19 protein-coding genes are annotated in these 19468 nt (G+C 41.3%); 10 read left to right on the top strand and 9 right to left on the bottom strand.

Translation table 11 applies throughout. The features are described 5' to 3' along the window. The first annotated feature begins 189 nt into the window (after positions 1-189). On the top strand, positions 190-1188 hold the full coding sequence (locus J4E76_RS05250; RefSeq protein WP_208501831.1) for a beta galactosidase jelly roll domain-containing protein: 999 nt from the start codon (positions 190-192) through the stop codon (positions 1186-1188). On the opposite strand, the gene J4E76_RS05245 is transcribed toward J4E76_RS05250, so the two are convergent. Continuing rightward, complete coding sequence (locus tag J4E76_RS05245; RefSeq protein ID WP_208501828.1) at positions 1185-1829, bottom strand: alpha/beta hydrolase; 645 nt, start codon at positions 1827-1829, stop codon at positions 1185-1187. The genes J4E76_RS05250 and J4E76_RS05245 overlap by 4 nt on opposite strands. Further along, positions 1829-2317, bottom strand: coding sequence for a cytidine deaminase (locus J4E76_RS05240; protein ID WP_208501826.1), 489 nt, complete (start codon positions 2315-2317; stop codon positions 1829-1831). The genes J4E76_RS05245 and J4E76_RS05240 overlap by 1 nt, the downstream gene beginning before the upstream one ends. A gap of 123 nt (positions 2318-2440) precedes the next feature. On the opposite strand from J4E76_RS05240, the gene J4E76_RS05235 reads away from it, so the two are divergent. Continuing rightward, positions 2441-3784 carry a saccharopine dehydrogenase family protein gene (locus J4E76_RS05235; RefSeq protein WP_208501823.1) on the top strand — a complete coding sequence of 448 codons (1344 nt, stop codon included), beginning with the start codon at positions 2441-2443 and terminating at the stop codon, positions 3782-3784. On the opposite strand, the gene J4E76_RS05230 is transcribed toward J4E76_RS05235, so the two are convergent. Then, the gene (locus J4E76_RS05230; RefSeq protein ID WP_208501821.1) at positions 3781-6129 is read right to left on the bottom strand and encodes a penicillin-binding protein 1A; all 2349 of its coding nucleotides are present in this window, start codon (positions 6127-6129) and stop codon (positions 3781-3783) included. The two genes, J4E76_RS05235 and J4E76_RS05230, sit on opposite strands and share 4 nt — an antisense overlap. Positions 6130-6249: 120 nt before the next feature. On the opposite strand from J4E76_RS05230, the gene J4E76_RS05225 reads away from it, so the two are divergent. After that, positions 6250-6921: a hypothetical protein gene (locus J4E76_RS05225; RefSeq protein WP_370592792.1), complete on the top strand. Its 672-nt coding sequence runs from the start codon at positions 6250-6252 to the stop codon at positions 6919-6921. Here the strand turns inward: J4E76_RS05225 and ppgK are convergent. Genes ppgK through aroQ form a run of 6 tightly spaced genes read right to left on the bottom strand, consistent with a single transcriptional unit; the run spans position 6912 to position 11239 of the window. Next, on the bottom strand, positions 6912-7676 hold the full coding sequence (gene ppgK, locus J4E76_RS05220) for a polyphosphate--glucose phosphotransferase (protein ID WP_236017272.1): 765 nt from the start codon (positions 7674-7676) through the stop codon (positions 6912-6914). The genes J4E76_RS05225 and ppgK overlap by 10 nt on opposite strands. Before the next feature lie 55 nt (positions 7677-7731). Continuing rightward, positions 7732-8439, bottom strand: coding sequence for a tRNA1(Val) (adenine(37)-N6)-methyltransferase (locus tag J4E76_RS05215; protein ID WP_255552013.1), 708 nt, complete (start codon positions 8437-8439; stop codon positions 7732-7734). A gap of 8 nt (positions 8440-8447) precedes the next feature. Then, positions 8448-8906 carry a ribonuclease HI gene (gene rnhA, locus J4E76_RS05210; protein WP_208501817.1) on the bottom strand — a complete coding sequence of 153 codons (459 nt, stop codon included), beginning with the start codon at positions 8904-8906 and terminating at the stop codon, positions 8448-8450. Then, complete coding sequence (locus J4E76_RS05205; protein WP_208501815.1) at positions 8903-9475, bottom strand: MarC family protein; 573 nt, start codon at positions 9473-9475, stop codon at positions 8903-8905. Before J4E76_RS05205 ends, rnhA begins: the two co-directional genes overlap by 4 nt. Before the next feature lie 35 nt (positions 9476-9510). Beyond that, positions 9511-10812: a carboxypeptidase-like regulatory domain-containing protein gene (locus tag J4E76_RS05200; protein WP_208501813.1), complete on the bottom strand. Its 1302-nt coding sequence runs from the start codon at positions 10810-10812 to the stop codon at positions 9511-9513. A 7-nt stretch (positions 10813-10819) separates the two neighbouring features. Next, positions 10820-11239 carry a type II 3-dehydroquinate dehydratase gene (aroQ, locus tag J4E76_RS05195; protein WP_208501811.1) on the bottom strand — a complete coding sequence of 140 codons (420 nt, stop codon included), beginning with the start codon at positions 11237-11239 and terminating at the stop codon, positions 10820-10822. Positions 11240-11306: 67 nt separating this feature from the next. Between aroQ and xerD the strand changes: the two genes are divergently transcribed. The 7 genes from xerD to J4E76_RS05160 all read left to right on the top strand — a co-directional run bounded on the left by xerD (position 11307) and on the right by J4E76_RS05160 (position 19451). Next, positions 11307-12206, top strand: coding sequence for a site-specific tyrosine recombinase XerD (gene xerD / locus J4E76_RS05190; RefSeq protein WP_208502721.1), 900 nt, complete (start codon positions 11307-11309; stop codon positions 12204-12206). Positions 12207-12321: 115 nt separating this feature from the next. Further along, entirely contained in the window at positions 12322-13368 is a 1047-nt protein-coding gene (locus J4E76_RS05185) for a quinone-dependent dihydroorotate dehydrogenase (protein WP_208502720.1), read from the top strand. Between the two features lie 73 nt (positions 13369-13441). Next, entirely contained in the window at positions 13442-15982 is a 2541-nt protein-coding gene (locus tag J4E76_RS05180) for a DNA translocase FtsK (protein WP_208501809.1), read from the top strand. Positions 15983-16002: 20 nt separating this feature from the next. Then, positions 16003-16644 carry an outer membrane lipoprotein carrier protein LolA gene (locus tag J4E76_RS05175; protein ID WP_208501807.1) on the top strand — a complete coding sequence of 214 codons (642 nt, stop codon included), beginning with the start codon at positions 16003-16005 and terminating at the stop codon, positions 16642-16644. After that, positions 16641-17456 (top strand): orotidine-5'-phosphate decarboxylase, encoded by an 816-nt coding sequence (pyrF, locus tag J4E76_RS05170; RefSeq protein ID WP_208501805.1) that lies wholly within the window; start codon positions 16641-16643, stop codon positions 17454-17456. Before J4E76_RS05175 ends, pyrF begins: the two co-directional genes overlap by 4 nt. A gap of 25 nt (positions 17457-17481) precedes the next feature. Next, on the top strand, positions 17482-18756 hold the full coding sequence (locus tag J4E76_RS05165) for a DUF2851 family protein (RefSeq protein ID WP_208501803.1): 1275 nt from the start codon (positions 17482-17484) through the stop codon (positions 18754-18756). Between the two features lie 62 nt (positions 18757-18818). Further along, complete coding sequence (locus tag J4E76_RS05160) at positions 18819-19451, top strand: NeuD/PglB/VioB family sugar acetyltransferase (RefSeq protein WP_208501800.1); 633 nt, start codon at positions 18819-18821, stop codon at positions 19449-19451. The last annotated feature ends 17 nt before the right edge of the window (positions 19452-19468 follow it).

Raw genomic sequence — 19468 nt, 5'->3', positions numbered from 1 at the left:
TGAAGAGCGGTAAATTGGTTTATGACATTTTGTGACATCTCTTTACCCCAACGTGACATACACGCACTTAAAGCCACGTATGTTTGAAGTATAACAACGATGCCCAGGGGCAAAAACGAATTACAACTAAACTAGTAACTAACTAATCGCTCTAAGGACGGGGCGGTTAGTTTTTTGAAACGCGAACAAATGTTTAAGAAATTATTTACGGTCGTATTGCTAATGGTCACAGCAATTACACAGGCACAAGACCTTGATAGACTTCTTAACCTTAGAGGTCATTGGAAGTTTTCAATTGGGGATCATAAGGAATGGTCAGAGGTCAGTTATGATGATTCTGATTGGGAAGAGATTTATGTGCCAAGAAGATGGGAGAGAGAAGGTTTTAACGGCTATGATGGCTATGCTTGGTACCGCACAACCTTCAGTGGCGATGAGCTTGAAAAAGATGGAGCTCACTATTTACGACTCGGTTATATTGACGATGTTGACGAGGTCTTCTTCAATGGTGTTAAAATAGGTTTCTCAGGAGGATTCCCACCTGACTATTACACTGCATGGAATGCTAAACGTGAGTATAGAATTCCCAATGAGTTACTCAATTATAATGGCGAAAATCTTATTGCAGTTCGCATTTATGACAAAGGTGGCGAAGGAGGAATCTATAGTGGCGAGGTAGGCTTGCTTGTGGCAGATGCTGCGTACAATGAAGTGTATTCCTTAGAAGGTCTCTGGAAAATATCGAGACGCGATCGTGATGAATTTGCTGAGGTTGGTTTTGATGATTCACGCTGGGAAGATATCGTAGTGCCTTCAAACTGGAAGACGATCGGCATGCGTAACTATAAAGGCTTTGCGTGGTACCGGAAAGAGTTCTCAATCCCAGAGGGAGGCAAGGAGACAGAGTTTACCTTGATTGGTGGATACATTGATGACTTTGACGAAATCTTTGTGAACGGTGTAAAAATTGGTGAGACCAAAGACGGTAGAAGAATTGGAGCGTCTAGAAGTTTTAGAGAATTGAGAATATATGATATCCCAGCGGGTCTACTGAAGCCAGGTAAGAATACAGTTGCCGTGCGCGTAGAAGATATAGGGGATAATGGAGGTATTTACGAAGGGCCTGTCTCAATCGTGCCTAGTAAAATTGTAACAAAATTTACTCGAAAATTCAGTTTTTGGCGCTAAGCTTTTTGACTGATTTGCTGAATGAGTCGATCATTCAATTCGTGCTCACCCTCGAAGGTTAATACTTCGGGGGTGACTTTTATTTGGGCTGCGATGGATTCCTGTTCTTTTATTCTTGCCTCAGTTAAATACTGATCACCAAGTCCGTAAACCAAATAGCATTCCTTGTCTGACAGTTTCCTTCGACTCTCTAAGGGTGGCAGATCCGGAGGAAAGATTCCTGCCCACAAGACCAATCGATCAAAGGCAACATCTGTCTGGGTGGAGAAGCGCGAGATAGTAGCGGCACCCTGCGAAAAGCCAAACAAGGTTACTTTAACATCTGATTTTAGTTGGGACTTAGCCTGATTAAGAACAGCGGTCAAAAAAGTGAGATAGTTCTGAATATCAGAAGTCCTATCTTCCTTTGTCATCCAGGTGGCACCAACCCTGCCGGTAAAGCCTTGCAGATAATAGCGAAACAGACCTTCAGGAGCAACTATCAAATGTTTGCCATCATCCAGCGCTTGGAATTTCTTAATGAAATACTTTGCCAATTGACCATGTCCATGACAAACAAACCACAATTGCTCGATATGATTACCCGGTTCCCCCAGTACTTCATATCTCCCGTTAAACTCAAATGAAACTCTCTGCTCCATTAGTCTCCCAACTGGTCAGATGAAAACTTAAAGGGTAATAGGTTTTCAATAGAATTTGACTTCATGATATCACCACTTCCACCGGTCAAGTAAACCTCGATAGGTGATGCCTGATCATTCTCATATTCACTCATTACCTGTCGACAGCTACCACATGGTGCTGGAATGTTATTTTCATTAGCATCCATTCTGACTGCTGCTATGGCGACTTTAAGAACGCTGGCTTCGGGCTTATTAGCTTTGGCTGCAAAGAAAGCAACACGTTCCGCACAAAGCCCGGCAGGATAAGCAGCATTTTCTTGGTTATTTCCCAAGACTATAGAACCATCCGAAAGCATAAGGGCGGCACCGACTTGGAAATCAGAATAGGGAGCTCGGGCATTCTGGGCTGCCGACCTTGCTCGATTTATTAGGTCTAATGTTGTTGTGTCTAACTCGGATTCTTTGTAGATGAGAAGAGAAACTTCTCGTTTAAGTTCTTTTGCCATGTAGTAATATGAAGCGGATTGGAAGATACGAATCTTTTGAACTAAGGTTGTCTAGAAGCATTTCAATTAATCATTTGAACTTAGAATCCTTTTTGCCTATTTCGAGGTTAAACGAACTCATCTATGAATCACATTTTGGTTTTGGGAGCAGGTCGCTCCGCTACTTCACTTATCTCGTACTTGCTCAAGGAAGCAACAGTTAAAGGTTGGAAGGTTACAGTTGCTGATTACGCGCTTCAACTAGCTCAGGAAAAGGTGAATGGACATGCCAATGGTGAGGCGGTAGCCTTTAATATTAACAAAGAGGAAGAAAGAGATGTCTTGATAAATGCATGTGATGTAGTAATCTCAATGCTACCAGCATCTTTTCACCCTGTTGTTGCTGAGACCTGCCTGAAATTCGGGAAGCACTTGTTGACTGCATCATACGTTTCGGATGACATGACAGGATTGAACGAACAAGCGCTATCTAAAGGACTTCTTTTCTTAAACGAATGTGGTTTAGATCCAGGGATTGACCATATGTCGGCCAAAAAGGTCATTGATCATATTCGCGAAGATAAAGGGTTGGAACTAAGAGCTTTCGAGTCTTTCACGGGAGGACTGTTAGCACCTGATGCTGCAGACGATAACCCATGGCAGTATGCATTTACCTGGAATCCAAGAAATGTAGTGTTGGCTGGTCAGGGTACTGTTAAGTTTATTCAAGAAGGACGATACAAGTACATTCCTTATCCCAAACTCTTTAGGCGTATTGAAATGATTCATATCCCCGGTCATGGATATTTCGAAGGCTATGCCAATAGAGACTCTCTAAAATATTTAGACGTTTATGGCCTTCATGGAATTAGCACGCTGTATCGCGGCACTTTACGTAGACCTGGCTTCTGTAGAGCCTGGGATATTTTTGTGCAATTAGGTGCAACTGATGACACCTATCAAATGGAGGGAGTGCCCGAAATGACCCATCGTCAATTTATCAACTCCTTTCTTTCTTATAACCCCAATGATTCCGTAGAGCTCAAACTGGCGCATTACTTGAAATTAGATGTTGACGGTACTGAGATGCACAAACTCAGGTGGCTAGGAATGTTTGATGAAGAATCAGTAGGCTTGCTCAAGGGCACACCGGCTCAAGTACTAGAGCATATTCTGAAAAAGAAATGGACCATTGGTCCAGATAAAAAGGATCAAATTGTGATGTGGCATCTTTTTGATTATGAAGATAAAGGGCAGACCAAGAGAATTCGTTCAGCAATGGTGGCTACAGGTGAGAATGCGACTGATACTGCCATGTCTAAGACAGTAGGTCTCCCACTTGGAATCGCCACTAAATTATTGATGGAAGGGAAAATTGAAGCAAGGGGAGTCCAGATTCCGATTACGCCTGAGTTTTACAATCCCATCTTAAATGAGTTAGAAACCCTAGGTTTTGAGTTTGTTGAGGAAGAAGTGATCCTAGATTAAGATCCTTTCTTGTCTTTCTTTTTCTTGTCCTTACGCTTAAAGAGATTGCCAATCTTTTTGAAGATACCTTCTTTCTTCTTTGGCTCAGCAGTCTTATTACCACCTTTGAACTCTGACACTTGAGGTTTGTCGTTATTGACAAAAACTCGATTTAGCAAGCCTTCTTTCTTTTCCGGAATGCAGGACATTCGATTCAAAGTATTGATGGAAACAGGAGGGAAACGGACTTTGGTATAGCGATCAAAATGACTGTCGGCATTCATTTTTTGGAAAAGCTTTCCGAATATGGGTAATGCTGAGTTTGCCCCTTGCCCCATAGCGGTTGTTTTGAATCCAACTCGGTGATCATCAGCACCCACCCAAGTTACAGTTACCAGTCTAGGTGTTAGGCCCACGAACCAACCATCCTTGTTATCTTGTGTAGTACCTGTCTTACCTGCAATATCGTTTTGAAGTCCGTATGACCATCGAAGGCGTTGTCCTGTTCCTTCTTCAATCACGCCCTTCATCATCTCAATCATGACTTCTCTGGTTTCTTCAGAGAAGACAGGAGAGTCGACAGTTTCAGTCTTGAAGGAAGCTAGTACCTCGCCATCACTATTCTCAATCCTTGAAATAAAATAGGGAGATACGGGTTTTCCGCTATTCAGAAAGCTGGTATATGCTTTGGTCAATTCCATTACCGACAGTTCAGCAGTGCCAAGGGCTATGGAGGGCACTTCCGGAATTTCAGACTCAATGCCCATGTTATGTGCCAGATCAATCACGTTCATCATACCGCCATCTTCCATTACCTTGACCGCCACAGTATTGACAGAACCACTCAAAGCAGCTTTCATTGCATAGCGTTTGTCATAGTCCGAAGCGCCATCATTGGTTGGCGTCCAATTGTTGTAATTGGCATAAGTCACTTGACGGGCAGAGTAGAATTTGCAAGGGTCAATTCCGTTTTCTACCGCAGTTGCATAAACGATAGGCTTAAAAGTCGAACCGACTTGCCGCTTACTCTGCCTTACATGATCGTATTGAAAATGCTCAAAATCGATTCCCCCCACCCAGGCCTTCACCTGACCTGAATATGGGTTTACCGAGAGTACACCTGCATTGAGGAACTTCTTATAATGTCTTATGCTATCTAAGGTGCTTACCTGCACGACCTTCTTCCCATTCCAGTCCCAGAGCTCTACATTATGTTTTGCGCTCATTGAATCAAGAATTTGTGATTCTGATAGACCTTTTGCATTTAGTCTGATGTAGGTTGGGGAATTTTTAATTTCACTTCTGATGATGTCTTGATTCTTTAACCATGGTGCATTTTTTCCATAACTCTTCTCAAAATCAGACTGCAAGGTGGACAGGTGTTCCTTTGTGGCTTCCTCTGCCAACTTTTGCATCTCATAGTCGAGTGTCGTATAGATTTTGAGACCGCTAGTAAAGAGGTTATAGTCGTTGCCTGTAGAGTCGTTATACGATTGGAGCCAATCCTGTACCTTCTTTCTCAAAGAAGCTCTGAAGTAGGGAGCAATACCTTTGTTATGACTAAAGGGGCGGTAAGAAAGCTCCAGTGCTTTCTTGGAAACAATGCTGTACTCTTCGGTGGTGAGATAACCGTACTTCTGCATCTGGTTCAATACCACATTCCTTCTGAGTAGCGACCTTTCAAGAAAAAGTCGAGGGTTATAGCGATAAGACGCTTTTAGCATCCCCACGATAACCGCAGACTCCTCGAGTGATAAATCTACAGCCGCCTTGCCGAAGAATTTCTCAGCAGCACTTTCAATGCCGAAGGTATTGTCTCCAAAAGGGACTGTGTTCAAGTAAAGGGTAAGGATATCTTCCTTTGAATAAATCTTTTCTAATCTGGTAGCTAGAATGGCTTCTTTGACTTTACTCACAGGCATCGAAAAGACCCCATGATCTTTTCTGGGATAGAGATTCTTAATCAACTGTTGGGAAAGTGTACTTCCACCTCCCGCAGATTCATCTTGAAGAAGAATGGTCTTAAAGATTACCCTAAGTAGACTTCTTCGATCGACACCATTATGTTTGAAAAAGCGTGAATCTTCAGTCGCTATTAATGCATCAATCAGTTGAGAAGGAATCTGCTCGTAGTTGATCGGTTGTCGATCGAAGATGAAATATTTACCGAGTAGCTCACCGCCCTCAGCATAAATTTCTGTGGCTTCGCTTTGCCTAATGTCCGCAAGTTGATCTCTGGAAGGAAGGGGCTCCCATAACTGCCAATAAACACTCAAAAAGAAACCCAATGCCCCAATGGTAATGGTAGCGAAGATGGCAAGCAGCCATTTCAATCGCTTGGTACGTTTCGTTTTTTTCTTGGTCATAAGGTCTAGTAGGTAACGCGGTGTTTAGGTACATCTTATGCGTTGATGACATAAAGTTAGTTATTCATGTTTCCTGTTCAAAGGCTGTGTTTTTCGACTTAAAATCAAGATTATTGCCAAGTGGAGCAGAAGCATCATTTTCTTAAGCGACAAGAGGTACTCGATTTTTTGATGGAAATGGATAAGACTGATTTTTCTTGCCAATACGACCATGAAAAGCATTCTTATTTCTTTGATAATGGTTCAGATGAATTCCAACTGAGACTACCTATTACAATTAAAATCTCCCCCGAGGGAATCGTCTCTGAATCGGAAGTAAAATACTTGATGCTCTTAGTTCAAACGGGGAGTGCTTCTATTGGTGTTTTTCAGGGAGAAAAATGTCTAGAGCACAAGGTGTTTACCGCCTATATGGTTCGGAAAAAACAAGGGGTAAGCCAAATTAAACACCTGAAGACTAAAGGCAAATCACGTGCAGGGTCTAGGGTCAGGTTGGCCAAGACACTTTTGTTCTTTGAAGATATCAATGAGCGCCTGACCAGGCACTTTAAGGAAAATGAGTTTGACCGTATTGCCTTCAGTTGTTCAAAGATTCTGATGCCCTACTTGTTTGGTTCAAAAGTAACAACCCCTTTCGAAAGGAAAGATGAGCGGATTTACAAAATCCCCAAACACCTACACCAACCTAATTTTGAGGTAATGCTTGGCATGCAAAGGTTCCTGAATAAAGGGGAGTTGATTTATGATGCTAAGTCTTTTCCTGAGGTTGAATCGAGTTTAAATCACTTGTGATGGTCAGCGGCATAAGCAGCGGCACCAATAATTCCTGAGTTGTTCTCTTTTTCACCTACCACAAATGGAGTTTGAATAGTGATTTGGTCTCGGTACTTGTGTATGTGTTTACTCACGCCACCTCCTAGGATAATAAAGTCAGGGTTAATAACCCGTTCAATATGTTTTAGGAATCTATTGAGACGCTTACCCCACTTTTCAAAACTCAATTCTTCTCTTTTTCTGGCAGAATCAGCAGCATAGAATTCTATTGGATCGCCATTCTTATAGTAAAGGTGCCCTAGTTCAAAGTTGGGTACCAAAACACCGTCATAAAAAAGGCCACTACCCAAGCCGGTGCCAATGGTTACCATAAGCACAACACCTGAATGATGGCGCCCAGCTCCAAATTTCATTTCGGCTAAGCCAGCAGCGTCAGCATCATTGATGACGTTAAAAATTTGATTGCAGCGCCCTCTAAAGAGATCATCAATTTGCAGGCCTTTCCAGCTCTCATCAAGGTTGCTGTGATACTTAGCTTTGCCGTTAACTACTACGGTAGGAAAGGCTACGCCAATATTGTCATTCCAGTTAAAGTGCTCCTGAATATTACTGATAACATCAGCGATGTCATCTGGTCTACGTCCCTCTGGTGTAGGTATTCTGAATCGGTCTGAAATTAAATATCCTGACTTGGTATCGACAATTGCTCCTTTAATACCGCTTCCGCCAACGTCTATGCCCAGTATCTCCATGTGATTTTTGAAAGGGCGCAAGATATCGGAATTATTTAGCGAGTGCAAACCTCAAGCGCTATCGTATGAATTGACTTTACAAGTGGAGGTAATAGTCTTTCAAAAGGTGAATGAATGCTTTAGAGTAAGAATTGTTTGAAGCTTTGATGATAAGCTCTGTTTCGGTCAAGGAACTAACGGAGTGCTTGATGAATTTTGAGATTACACGAAAGGTTGGCCCATCTTTCTTATTATAAACCATTGTTTTCTGGGCTAAAGAAAATCCTTCTATGATGGCCAAGGATTCAAATTGGATCATTTCATATTCTGGATACATTACCCAAAACGAGCCATTCTGATCCAATAGCTCAAAAGAACGCCTAGCCAGCAATGGCATAGGCAAAGTATCGTCATGAACAGCGAGATTTTTAGTTTCGGACTTCCCTTTATAACCGCTTTTGAAGAAAGGTGGGTTACAGACTATTTGATCGTATTCACTTTCTGGTTGAAAGCTTTGTAAACCTTCTTGGATAACCTGTATTTGATCACGCCAGGGTGAGTTTTGGATGTTTTTCGCTGCTTGCCGAGCCACTTCGTTATCAACTTCGATCGCATCAATTGCAGAATCGGTTATTTGCGCCAACATTAGTGCAAGGAGACCAGTACCAGTACCAATGTCTAAAATTCGACCATTTACTACGGGTTCTATTGATGCTCCAAACAGACACCCATCGGTAGTCACTTTCATGCCATCGACAGGTTGATCGATTCGGAATTGTTTGAATTGGAAGTAACTATTGGGCAAAATGAATATTAAGAATAAAGTCCTGATTCGAAGCCCTCGTCTATGAGGTGGTTATTGCTTTCTGCAGCTTCAACAGCTAATTGATCGCAACGTTCATTCTCCTCAATACCTGCATGACCTTTGACCCATTGGAAGGTGACGTAGTGCTTCTTATAGATATCAGCAAAACGAAGCCAAAGGTCTTTATTCTTCTTGCCTTTGAAATCCTTCTTCATCCAATTCCAGAGCCATCCCTTTTCTACAGAATCAATCACATATTTTGAATCTGAATATACCTTCACTTTGGCCTTCTCGACTTTGATGGTTTCCAGACCAACGATAATGGCTAGTAGCTCCATCCGATTGTTTGTGGTTTTACGATAGCCTTGGGACATCTCTTTGCGATGCTCTTTATATTTCATTACCGTACCGTAGCCGCCAGGGCCTGGGTTACCACGCGAAGAACCGTCAGTATAGATTACAATCATATATTGACAATATTATCCTTAAATAATTTGATGGCAATGGAGAGGAGGATAATTCCAAAAACCTTTTGTAAAACACCTAACCCAGCCGGTCCGATTTTTCGCTCTAACCAGTTAGTGGATTTAAGTACCAGATATACGAAACCTAGGTTGACAACAATGCCAATCAGAATATTCCATTCACTATACTCAGCTCTGATCGAGATAATCGTAGTTAAAGTTCCGGCACCTGCAATCAAAGGAAATGCAATCGGAACAATTGAAGAAGTTCCCGCTGCTGAGGCATCGTTCTTAAAGAAGTTTCTGCCAAGTATCATTTCTAAACCTATGATGAACATGACCAATGAGCCTGCAATAGCAAATGAGCCAACATCAATACCGAAAAGCCCAAGCAAGTTGTCTCCGACAAAGAGGAAAAGAATCATCAGTACACCTGCCGCCAAAGTAGCTTTCCCCGACTGAATATGTCCGTTTTTCTTCCTTAAATCAATGATTACAGGAGTTGAGCCAAGAATATCGATTACCGAAAAAAGTATAAGTGTTACCGAGATGATTTCCTTAAAACTAAGCATCACAAAAATGTTTCTGCAAAGCTAGAAATTGGTAGTCAGAAATTCTTTTTAAGGCTTGATAATTTTTCCAGAATGGTGTTTGAAGGAATTGTCCTTGTTTTCCTAAACTCATAACCTAGCCATTTGCCCGAATACGCCACGAAGTAATCTTCGAGCCTTTTTCCAGAGCCAGCTAAGTCTATAGCGACTTGCTCGGTTGGACCCTTTCTAATAAAGTCAAGGAACTCGAATTCTGCAGGTTTGTACTGAATAAGTGGGTTAGATTCAAATTGACTAAGGCTTTTTAACTCATCGGCACTCATTTCAAAATCATTGAACTTTTGACTCATGATTTGCAACTCCAAGTGATGGGATAGTCCTTTGTGCTGGTATTTGATATTAGCCAAAGATAAATACGGAGTGTTGTCATAGTAACTGAAGTCAATCTTGGCGCTGGCTTTAAGTTGTTTGCTAAAAGCGTTGCTAAAGTAGTTGTTGGTTTCTGCAGCAATCGAAATAACTGCTAACGAATTGGCATCTATATCTATAAGTCCACGATCACCTTTCCACTTGTAACTTACCTGATAAATGAGCTTTGAGTTTTTAATGAATTCATTCTCAAACTTGAATTTATACTTGGTAACGAATTCTTCTGAAAGAAGCCCCCAGACTTCAATTCTCCTAAAGAGATTTAGAATAGACCAACCTGATGGCCTCACGTTGCCTCTGTTGTATTCGTCATTTAAATTAGCATCATATGCAGCCCATTTGGGATTTTCTATATGCGCTCGTGTATTTTCATAGAAGAAACGATAGTTACCAATAGGAGAAAAATCCTCTGCCAATTCTGTCATTATTGAATATCCGAGACTTTGAAAATACATGATATGCTTGCCATTAAACAATGCATATTCTTTGTAATGAGCTTTGGCAATATGACTCTTCTGGTTACGCTGTTGGTTGTATTTCTCGACCACATCCAACATAAATTTGCGGATATCAAATCGACCTTTTTCACCAACGACTTCTACTTCATCTAATGCAAGGAAGTCAGGTATTAACTTGAATGTCTGTTTATTTAAAGAATTGTCTATTCTCAACTTCTTTGGACTATATCCGATGCTCCTGATGACGATACTATCAAGCGAATTAGCATTGTTCAAAGTGAGTTGAAAAAAACCCTCAAGATTGGTTGCTGTCCCCACAGAACCCTTAAGAAACAAGACGTGAGCATACGGAATCCCTTCGTTAGTTTCTGAGTCAACCACTTGTCCTTTTATGGTAGTTTGGGTCAAACCGGACGACTGTATTGAAACAAAGAGCACCAGTGTAAAAAGAAGGTGCATTGATTTTATCATAGAGTCATTAATTACCTTTCAAGTATCCCAGCGCCATATCATAACCCTTCATCCCAAAGCCAGTAATTAAGCCTGCACATTCCTTAGTAATCAAACTCAAATGTCTGAACTCTTCGCGGGCATGGATATTAGAAATATGTACTTCAACCACGGGTGTTTTTATGGCTGCAATAGCGTCAGAAATAGCCACAGAAGTGTGCGTATAACCACCGCCATTGAAGACAATGCCATCATAGGAGAAACCAACCTCATGAAATTTATTGATTAACTCACCTTCAACATTGCTCTGATAGTATTCCAAAGTCATTTCAGTGAAGGTGCTTTTTAACTTTTCCATATAGTCTTCGAAACGCTCATTGCCATAAATGTCTTTTTCCCTTGTTCCGAGTAGGTTAAGGTTGGGGCCGTTGATGATGATTACCTTCATGATGGACAAATCTAAGCCATTCTGCATTTCTTTCAGAATCTATACTAAGTTTTGCTTATACTTGGTCATGTCTTGGGATGTATACATTCAGGAGTATGAAAACTACTTAAAGCTTGAAAGGTCGCTTAGTGAAAATTCAGTCGATGCTTATGTGCGGGATATTGTAAAACTGAAGCAGTTTCTGGTTTTAAGAGAGAAAGACCTGAATCCCTTGCAAGTAACGATTGTAGAGCTTCAAGATATGGTAGAGTGGATCAATGAAGTAGGGATGAGCGCTTTTTCGCAAGCTCGAATAATATCAGGGCTCAAGTCATTTTATAAATTTCTCATTTATGAAGGGGAAATGGATACTGATCCTACCACACTTTTAGAGGCTCCGAAGCTCGGTAGAAAACTACCGGATACGCTGAGCGTAGAAGAAATAGATCAGATTCTCGAGGCCATCGATCACTCCACACCCGAGGGGACAAGAAACCGTGCAATGCTTGAGACACTTTATAGTTCAGGACTCCGAGTGTCTGAATTGATCGGCTTGAAAACCTCTAATATTCATTTTGATGTTGGTTTTCTTAGAGTTTTTGGAAAGGGTAATAAGGAAAGGTTGGTGCCCATTGGACGAACAGCATTGAAGCATATCTATATTTATCGTGAGGAGGTCAGGGTTCATTTGGATGTGAAGCCCGGTCATGAGGCCTTTTTGTTTCTAAATAGAAGAGGTAGGCAGTTGACACGGCAAATGGTCTTTACCTTTCTGAAAGACCTAGTGGCAAAAGCTGGGATTCAAAAGACGATCAGTCCACATACCTTTCGCCATTCCTTTGCAACTCACTTGATAGAGGGGGGGGCTGACCTCAGAGCAGTGCAAGAAATGCTCGGCCATGAGTCTATTACCACTACTGAAATCTACACGCATCTGGATAGAGATTATCTCCGACAAGTCATTCAAGAGTTTCATCCTCGGAGCTAATCATGGACTTGATAGAGGCGCTTTCACGGGTATAAGAAATAAGCCTGAGTATTTCCTTTAGAAACCATTATAGCTTTCCATATTAAGCCCTATTTTTGTGGAAAGATTCCCCCAATTGTACAAAACCCTAATACGCCCCTTTCTCTTCACCAAAAACGCAGAATCCGCTCATTATTTTGCCTTCAGGTGGCTCAAGCGATTATTTAAAATCCCAGGTGTTCAGGCAATAAGTCAGAGCCTTTATGATTCTAAATACACTTCGCTGGAAACTGAATGTTTCGGTCTCAAATTTAAAAACCCAGTAGGTCTTGCAGCTGGTTTTGATAAAGATGCCAAGCTCTATAATGAGCTGTCTGCTTTAGGTTTTGGTTTTATTGAAATTGGTACAATTACTCCTAAGCCTCAAGCAGGAAACCCCCAACCTAGATTATTTAGGCTGCCAGACGATCAAAGCCTTATTAATCGAATGGGTTTTAATAATGGTGGTTTGGATGAGGCTATTGAAAGATTAAAAAACCGAAAAACAAATGTCCTTATAGGTGGGAATATCGGGAAGAACAAGGTAACCCCTAATGAGGAAGCGGTTAATGATTATCTAATCTGCTTCAATGGGCTGCATCCCTATGTAGACTATTTTGTAGTTAATGTTAGTTCGCCCAACACGCCCAACCTACGGGCGTTGCAAGAAAAAGAACCCCTGAAACACATTTTAAACAGTCTTCAGGAAGCGGGTAAGGCATTTTCAGAAAAGAAACCAATCTTACTGAAAATAGCACCAGACTTGACCGAAGAACAACTTTTGGATATTGTTGAAATTGTCAATGAGACGGGTATTGATGGTGTTATTGCTACTAATACTACCATTTCGAGAGAAGGATTGAATACACCCAAGAATACGATAGAAGAAATTGGTGCAGGAGGATTGAGTGGAAAGGCTGTCAAGGCCAGATCGACAGAGGTGATTAGATTTCTTAATGAGAAGTCTGACGGAGCATTTCCGATTATTGGAGTGGGAGGGATTCAGACAGCAGATGATGCAATTGAGAAATTAAAAGCAGGTGCAAGTTTGGTTCAGGTTTATACCGGCTTTATTTATGAAGGTCCGGGTATGATTAAGAGAATTAATAAAGGTCTTGCAAAATGGAAAGAAAACAAGGCTTAGATCGTTTGATGAATGATCAGAATAGGTTCATAATATTCGATTAAATTCGTATTATCAGGTTTTAGATTTTTAGATGGCTAAAAACACGTATAAGTCCAACACTTTTAAGTCCAACACCAAGGACAAAGGCCCAAAAAAGAAACGTTCGCTGAAAGTCGATATCCCATTTCTAAGGGATAGGAGATTTCAATTGTCGATTGGCTTTTTTCTTCTGCTGGCTTCCGTGTTCATCTTTTTGGCTTGTGTCAGTTACCTATTTACGGGTAAAATGGATCAAAGTGTGGTGGAAGCTTTCTTTGATCAGAACGAAACAGTTAAGTCATTAGGGCAAGAGGCAGGTAACTGGATGAAGTTGCTTGGAGCGCTGGTTGCCCATAAACTCATTTTCTCCTGGTTTGGAATAGCAGCATTTTTGATCCCACCGTTGCTTTTCATCTTTGGCTACAAAGTGATTTGGGGAAAAGCACTTATCAAGTTGTCAAGAGCCATCACTTTTACACTCTTCTTCTTGATCTGGATAAGTCTACTGATGGGCTCAATGATCAAAGGAGATGAATCTATCTCTGAGTGGAGTTTTTATAGCGGAGGTCTTGGTTATCAGTTGTCAATCTTCTTTGACAACCTTTTGGGCTTTGGAACAATTCTGTTTCTGGCTTTTACCTTGCTGGTATTCGTGATCTTCTTTTTCAATATCACCGAAATACTTTCTTTTAAGAAGACCCCAATTGCCCCCGTCTCGAAGGAAGAATCGAACGAAGAGTCGAGTGAAGTGCTACCAGTTGATACTGATGCTAGTTCGGTGGAAGACCCAATCGAAGATCCTAGTGCCACTGATGTAGTGGATAGCGAAGCTGAACTAAAGGACTGGGTAGTCTCTTTGAAGGAAGAAAAGGAAGCCGCTAAGTCTTCTGAGCCTATAGTAGAAGAAAAGGAAGAACAAGTTACGGAAGCGGTACCTGAGGTTGCAGATGAACCAGCAGAGAGTGCTCTTGAGTTAGAAGTTACACCAGTCAACAAGCCTCAGCCAAAAGCGCCTGATGCTCAGCCTGCCTTTGAGGTAGAAATCAATGAGAAGGCTGAAAAATTGGTTGAGAAGGCGGGTCATTATGATCCAACTCTTGATCTGGCAAAGTTCCAGTTTCCGAAAGTGGACCTTTTGAGGGAATATTCCACAGGTAAGATATCTGTTACCAAAGAGGAGCTTCAAGCCAATAAAGACAAGATTGTCGAAACACTGACCAACTTCAAAATTGGGATTGCTAGTATTAAGGCAACGATAGGGCCTACGGTAACGCTTTATGAAATTGTACCAGAGGCAGGTGTCAAAATTTCTAAGATTAAAAACCTTGAAGACGACATTGCACTAAGCTTGGCTGCTTTAGGTATTAGAATTATTGCTCCAATTCCAGGTAAAGGAACGATTGGTATAGAAGTGCCAAATAAGAATAAGGAAATGGTTTCCATGAAGTCAGTGATTTCTACTGACAAGTTCATGAACTCTGACATGGCCTTACCGGTCGCCCTGGGTAAAACTATTTCAAACGAAGTATTTGTAGCTGATTTAGCTAAAATGCCTCACTTGCTAATGGCAGGTGCTACCGGTCAAGGTAAATCAGTCGGACTCAACGTTATCCTGGCTTCTTTACTTTATAAGAAACATCCGTCTCAACTGAAGTTTATTCTGGTTGACCCGAAGAAGGTGGAGCTAACGCTTTTCAATAAGATCGAAAGACATTACTTGGCTAAGCTTCCGGATAATGATGAGCCTATTATTACTGATACCAAGAAGGTTATTTATACACTCAATTCCTTGTGCATTGAGATGGATCAGCGGTATGACTTGTTGAAAGATGCCGCTTGCCGGAATATTAAGGAGTACAACCAGAAGTTTGTTGATAGAAAGTTAAATCCTGAGAAGGGACACAAATTCCTCCCTTACATCGTCTTGGTCATAGATGAGTTGGCAGACTTGATGATGACAGCTGGTAAAGAAGTGGAAACACCTATCGCACGCTTGGCTCAATTGGCTCGAGCGATCGGTATTCACTTAGTGGTAGCTACGCAAAGACCATCAGTGAATGTGATTACTGGTATTATCAAAGCGAACTTCCCAGCGAGACTATCGTTCAGAGTAACATCGAAGGTAGATTCAAGAACAATTTTGGATGCTGGTGGTGCTGATCAACTTATAGGGCAAGGAGATATGCTTTTGTCCATGGGTTCCGATATTACAAGATTGCAGTGTGCATTTGTAGATACGCCAGAAGTAGACGAAATTTGCGACTTTATTGGTTCGCAGAAAGGTTATGAGACTGCTTACATGTTACCAGAGTTTACTGGTGACGAGGGAGACTCTAGTACAGGAGATGTTGACCTTTCTGATAGGGATGCATTGTTTGAGGAGGCTGCAAAATTAATAGTAGCACATCAACAAGGCAGCACAAGTCTGATACAGCGTAAATTGAAGCTTGGGTATAACCGAGCTGGACGATTGATTGATCAACTGGAAGCTGCTGGCATAGTAGGACCATTTGAAGGGAGTAAGGCCAGGCAGGTCTTAATACCAGATGAATACAGTTTGGAACAGTTATTGAATACTATCGATGATAATTGATTCCACGGAATAGAAAGAAGATGAAGAAGTTAATATATGTGTTGATTTTAGCTGTTGTTGCTTTAGCAGCTAAAGGCCAAAGTGGAGATGCAAAGACTGTGCTCGATAGAATGAGCACTACTTATAAGGCAATGGCAGGGTTTGAGATTTCCTTTGTTCAGAAGAATTTCAGTGAAGCTGAAGTAATTGCCAGAACGGCAGGATCAGCCTCGGTAGCCAAGGAAAAATTTGTTTTAAGAATTGAAGGTCAGCAAATCTATTGTAATGGACCTGTATTATGGACTTACCTGGTTGAATCTCAAGAACTGACCATCAGTAATTTTGAACCGGAAGAAGGAGCAATTAACCCTGCGAATATCTATGATATTTATAAGGAAGGTTTCACTTACGAATACAAGCGTCAAGACAATATCAACGGAGAGTTAGTGGATGTCGTAGAGCTCATTTCTACAGATGAGGATGCAGATTTCACCAATATTGTGATGTACATCGGTCAGAAGGATGCTTACTTAAAAGCTTGGGATCTGATCGACTATGATGGAGCCAAAACTAATTTTGAAGTTTCAGCTTTCAAACCGGATCAAGCTTTTGATGCTAAGTATTTCGAATTTGATGAAGAAGCTAATCCAGTACAACATAAAGAAGATTTGCGTAACGAATGAATAGAGCTGCGCTCTTTGAGCAAATTAAAAAGAAGTCATCCTACCTCTGTGTAGGTTTAGATACTGACATTCAAAAGATTCCAAAGCACCTTTTAGACCTCGAAGATCCGATTTTCGAGTTCAATAAGCAGATCATTGACGCCACAGCTAAATATGCAGTGGCTTATAAGCCTAATATCGCCTTCTATGAGGCACATGGAATTGAAGGATGGAAGAGCCTTCAAAAGACGATAGACTACATTCCCAAAGATATTTTTACTATCGCTGATGCCAAAAGAGGAGACATAGGTAATACCTCCAAAATGTATGCCCGGGCCTTTTTTGAGCAAATGGACTGTGATTCAATTACGGTAGCTCCTTATATGGGAGAAGACTCGGTAAAGCCCTTCCTCGACTTCGATAATAAGTGGGTGATTTTATTGGCACTTACTTCAAATGCAGGTGGAAAGGATTTCCAAAACCTTGGATTGAATAAAGGTGGCGAGCTTTATGAAGAAGTACTCCGCAAAAGCCAAGAGTGGGGAGATACAGATCAGCTCATGTATGTTGTGGGTGCCACTAGAGCCGAAGCATTACAAAATATTAGGAATATAGTGCCTGACCACTTCTTGCTAGTTCCTGGTGTTGGCGCACAGGGAGGAAGTTTAGAAGAGGTTTCTAAATATGGAATGAATAACCATTGTGGTTTACTTGTCAATTCCTCAAGAGGTATTATCTACGCTGATAATTCAGCAGACTTTGCAGCTGTTGCAGGTCAAAAAGCCGAAGAACTACAAGCGCAAATGGCTGGGTTTCTGGATAAATACCTTTAAATTCTTGGTGTAAACCTGCACCACAATGATTCAAGAAGCATTTCTGCACTTTGTGTGGAAAAACCAGTACTTCAACAAGACTGACCTTTTCACGAGCAGTGGTGAACCCATTACGATTCAAAAAACTGGCTTCCATAATCATTTGGCGGGACCTGACTTCAAAGAAGCACACGTAGTCATAGGTGGTATTAAATGGGCAGGTGCAGTCGAAATACATTTGAAATCTTCTGACTGGTATCAGCACAAGCATGAGGGAAACCCAAACTATGACAATGTCATTCTTCATGTTGTCTATGAACATGATAAAGAAGTGCTTGACGACCATAAAAAACCATTGCCCACTCTTGTGCTTAAGGGTTTGATCAAACCTAAAATGTTGAATCGATATAATGCAATGATCCAAAACGGTGACCCAATTCCTTGTGCGGATCAACTCCAATCTACAAAGGTGATCACCCGACTTTCAATGTTAGAAAGAGCCTTAATTGGTCGAATCGAAGATAAAGCAAGATCGGTCACAGAGTTACTGGAAGCTAATAATTCAGATTGGGAAGAGACGGCCTATCAATGGCTGTCCAAGGGCTTGGGCTTCAAGACCAATTCAGTGTCTATGTTGGATTTGGCGCGCTTGGTGCCTTCAAAAGTACTGTTTAAGCATAATCAGCTGATGCATTATGAAGCACTTCTATTTGGAGCATCTGGTTTGCTGAGTGTTGATGTAATCGACCCATATTTGAAAACACTCAAATCTGAATACGATTACCTCTCAACCAAATATGGCCTCTCTCATGAGTTGCGTTACAATCAATGGCATTTTTCAGGTGTACGTCCAAGTAATTTCCCCACAGTAAGAATTGCCCAACTAGCGGCATTGATGTTTAATCATCAGAATATTTTCTCCCTTTTTACGGAGTTTGAAGATCCAAAAGGGTTAATCAAACAGCTGCAAGTAACCCAATCCAGTTATTGGCAAGAGCATTTGGTCATTGACAAAAAGAGTAAGACTAAAATTGGTGGGCTCACAAAGTCAGCCAAGGAGAATCTCTTGATCAACACAACAGTTCCATTGCTTGTGGCCTACGCCAAATACAAAGACAATTCAGAACCATTGGATAAAGCGCTCAATTTGCTCATGGCACTTTCGAAGGAAGAAAATAAGATTACACGACTTTGGAATGCCATCGGCTGGAATGTTTCTTCGGCATTTGATAGTCAAGGCTTGATTGAATTGCACAACACCTTTTGTAAGCATAAGAGATGCATTGAATGTACCATTGGTGCTGAATTGATTAAGGCTTAATCTTAGTCAGTTGGGCGTATTCTTACGAAATACTTTATCTTTGCCCTCCAATTCATTAATGCATGAAAAACCCTGTAATCATTTTCGGAGCTAGTGCTTTAGGGCAGGCAGCCAGAGAGATTTTTGAGAGTAACGACATCATTGTTTACGGCTACCTTGACGACAATGAAAAACTACATGGAACTGAGCTAGGAGAGTTATCTATTCTAGGCAGAACAGATGACGATGGTTTCTTGAAGTTGATCGGAAAGAAATGCGAAGGGTTCATTGCCGCAGACGATAGAAATCTGCGTAAGGGGATTATAAAGCTCATGAAAGAGCGAAGAAAGATGATGCCAGTAAATGCCGTCCACAGTAATACCGAGATCGCTCCATCAGCACATATTGGTCATGGAGAATTCATCAATAGTGGGGTAATTATTGGAGCGAATGCAAAACTTGGTGATCACTGTATGCTGCATAGTAATGTAGTTGTAGACTATAGTGCCAGTTTAGGTGATCTAGTTCAAGTAGGTGCTGGAAGTACCGTTGGTGCTGAGGCCCAAATTGAAGAAAATGTATTTATAGGTTCTGGTGTAACAATTGTACCAGGCGTTAAAATAGGCAAGAATGCCAGAATTGGTGCAGGGTCTGTGGTTATCGGTGATGTCGAAAAGGGCAAAACGGTATTCGGAAATCCTGCAAAAGAAGTTTAGAATAAATTCACCCTACA

It is taken from the genome of Roseivirga sp. E12 (assembly GCF_017592825.1).
Classification (GTDB): Bacteria; Bacteroidota; Bacteroidia; order Cytophagales; family Cyclobacteriaceae; genus Roseivirga.
The sequence above is the reverse complement of the archived record's forward strand: the minus strand, read 5'-3'. Positions and strand labels throughout refer to the sequence as shown.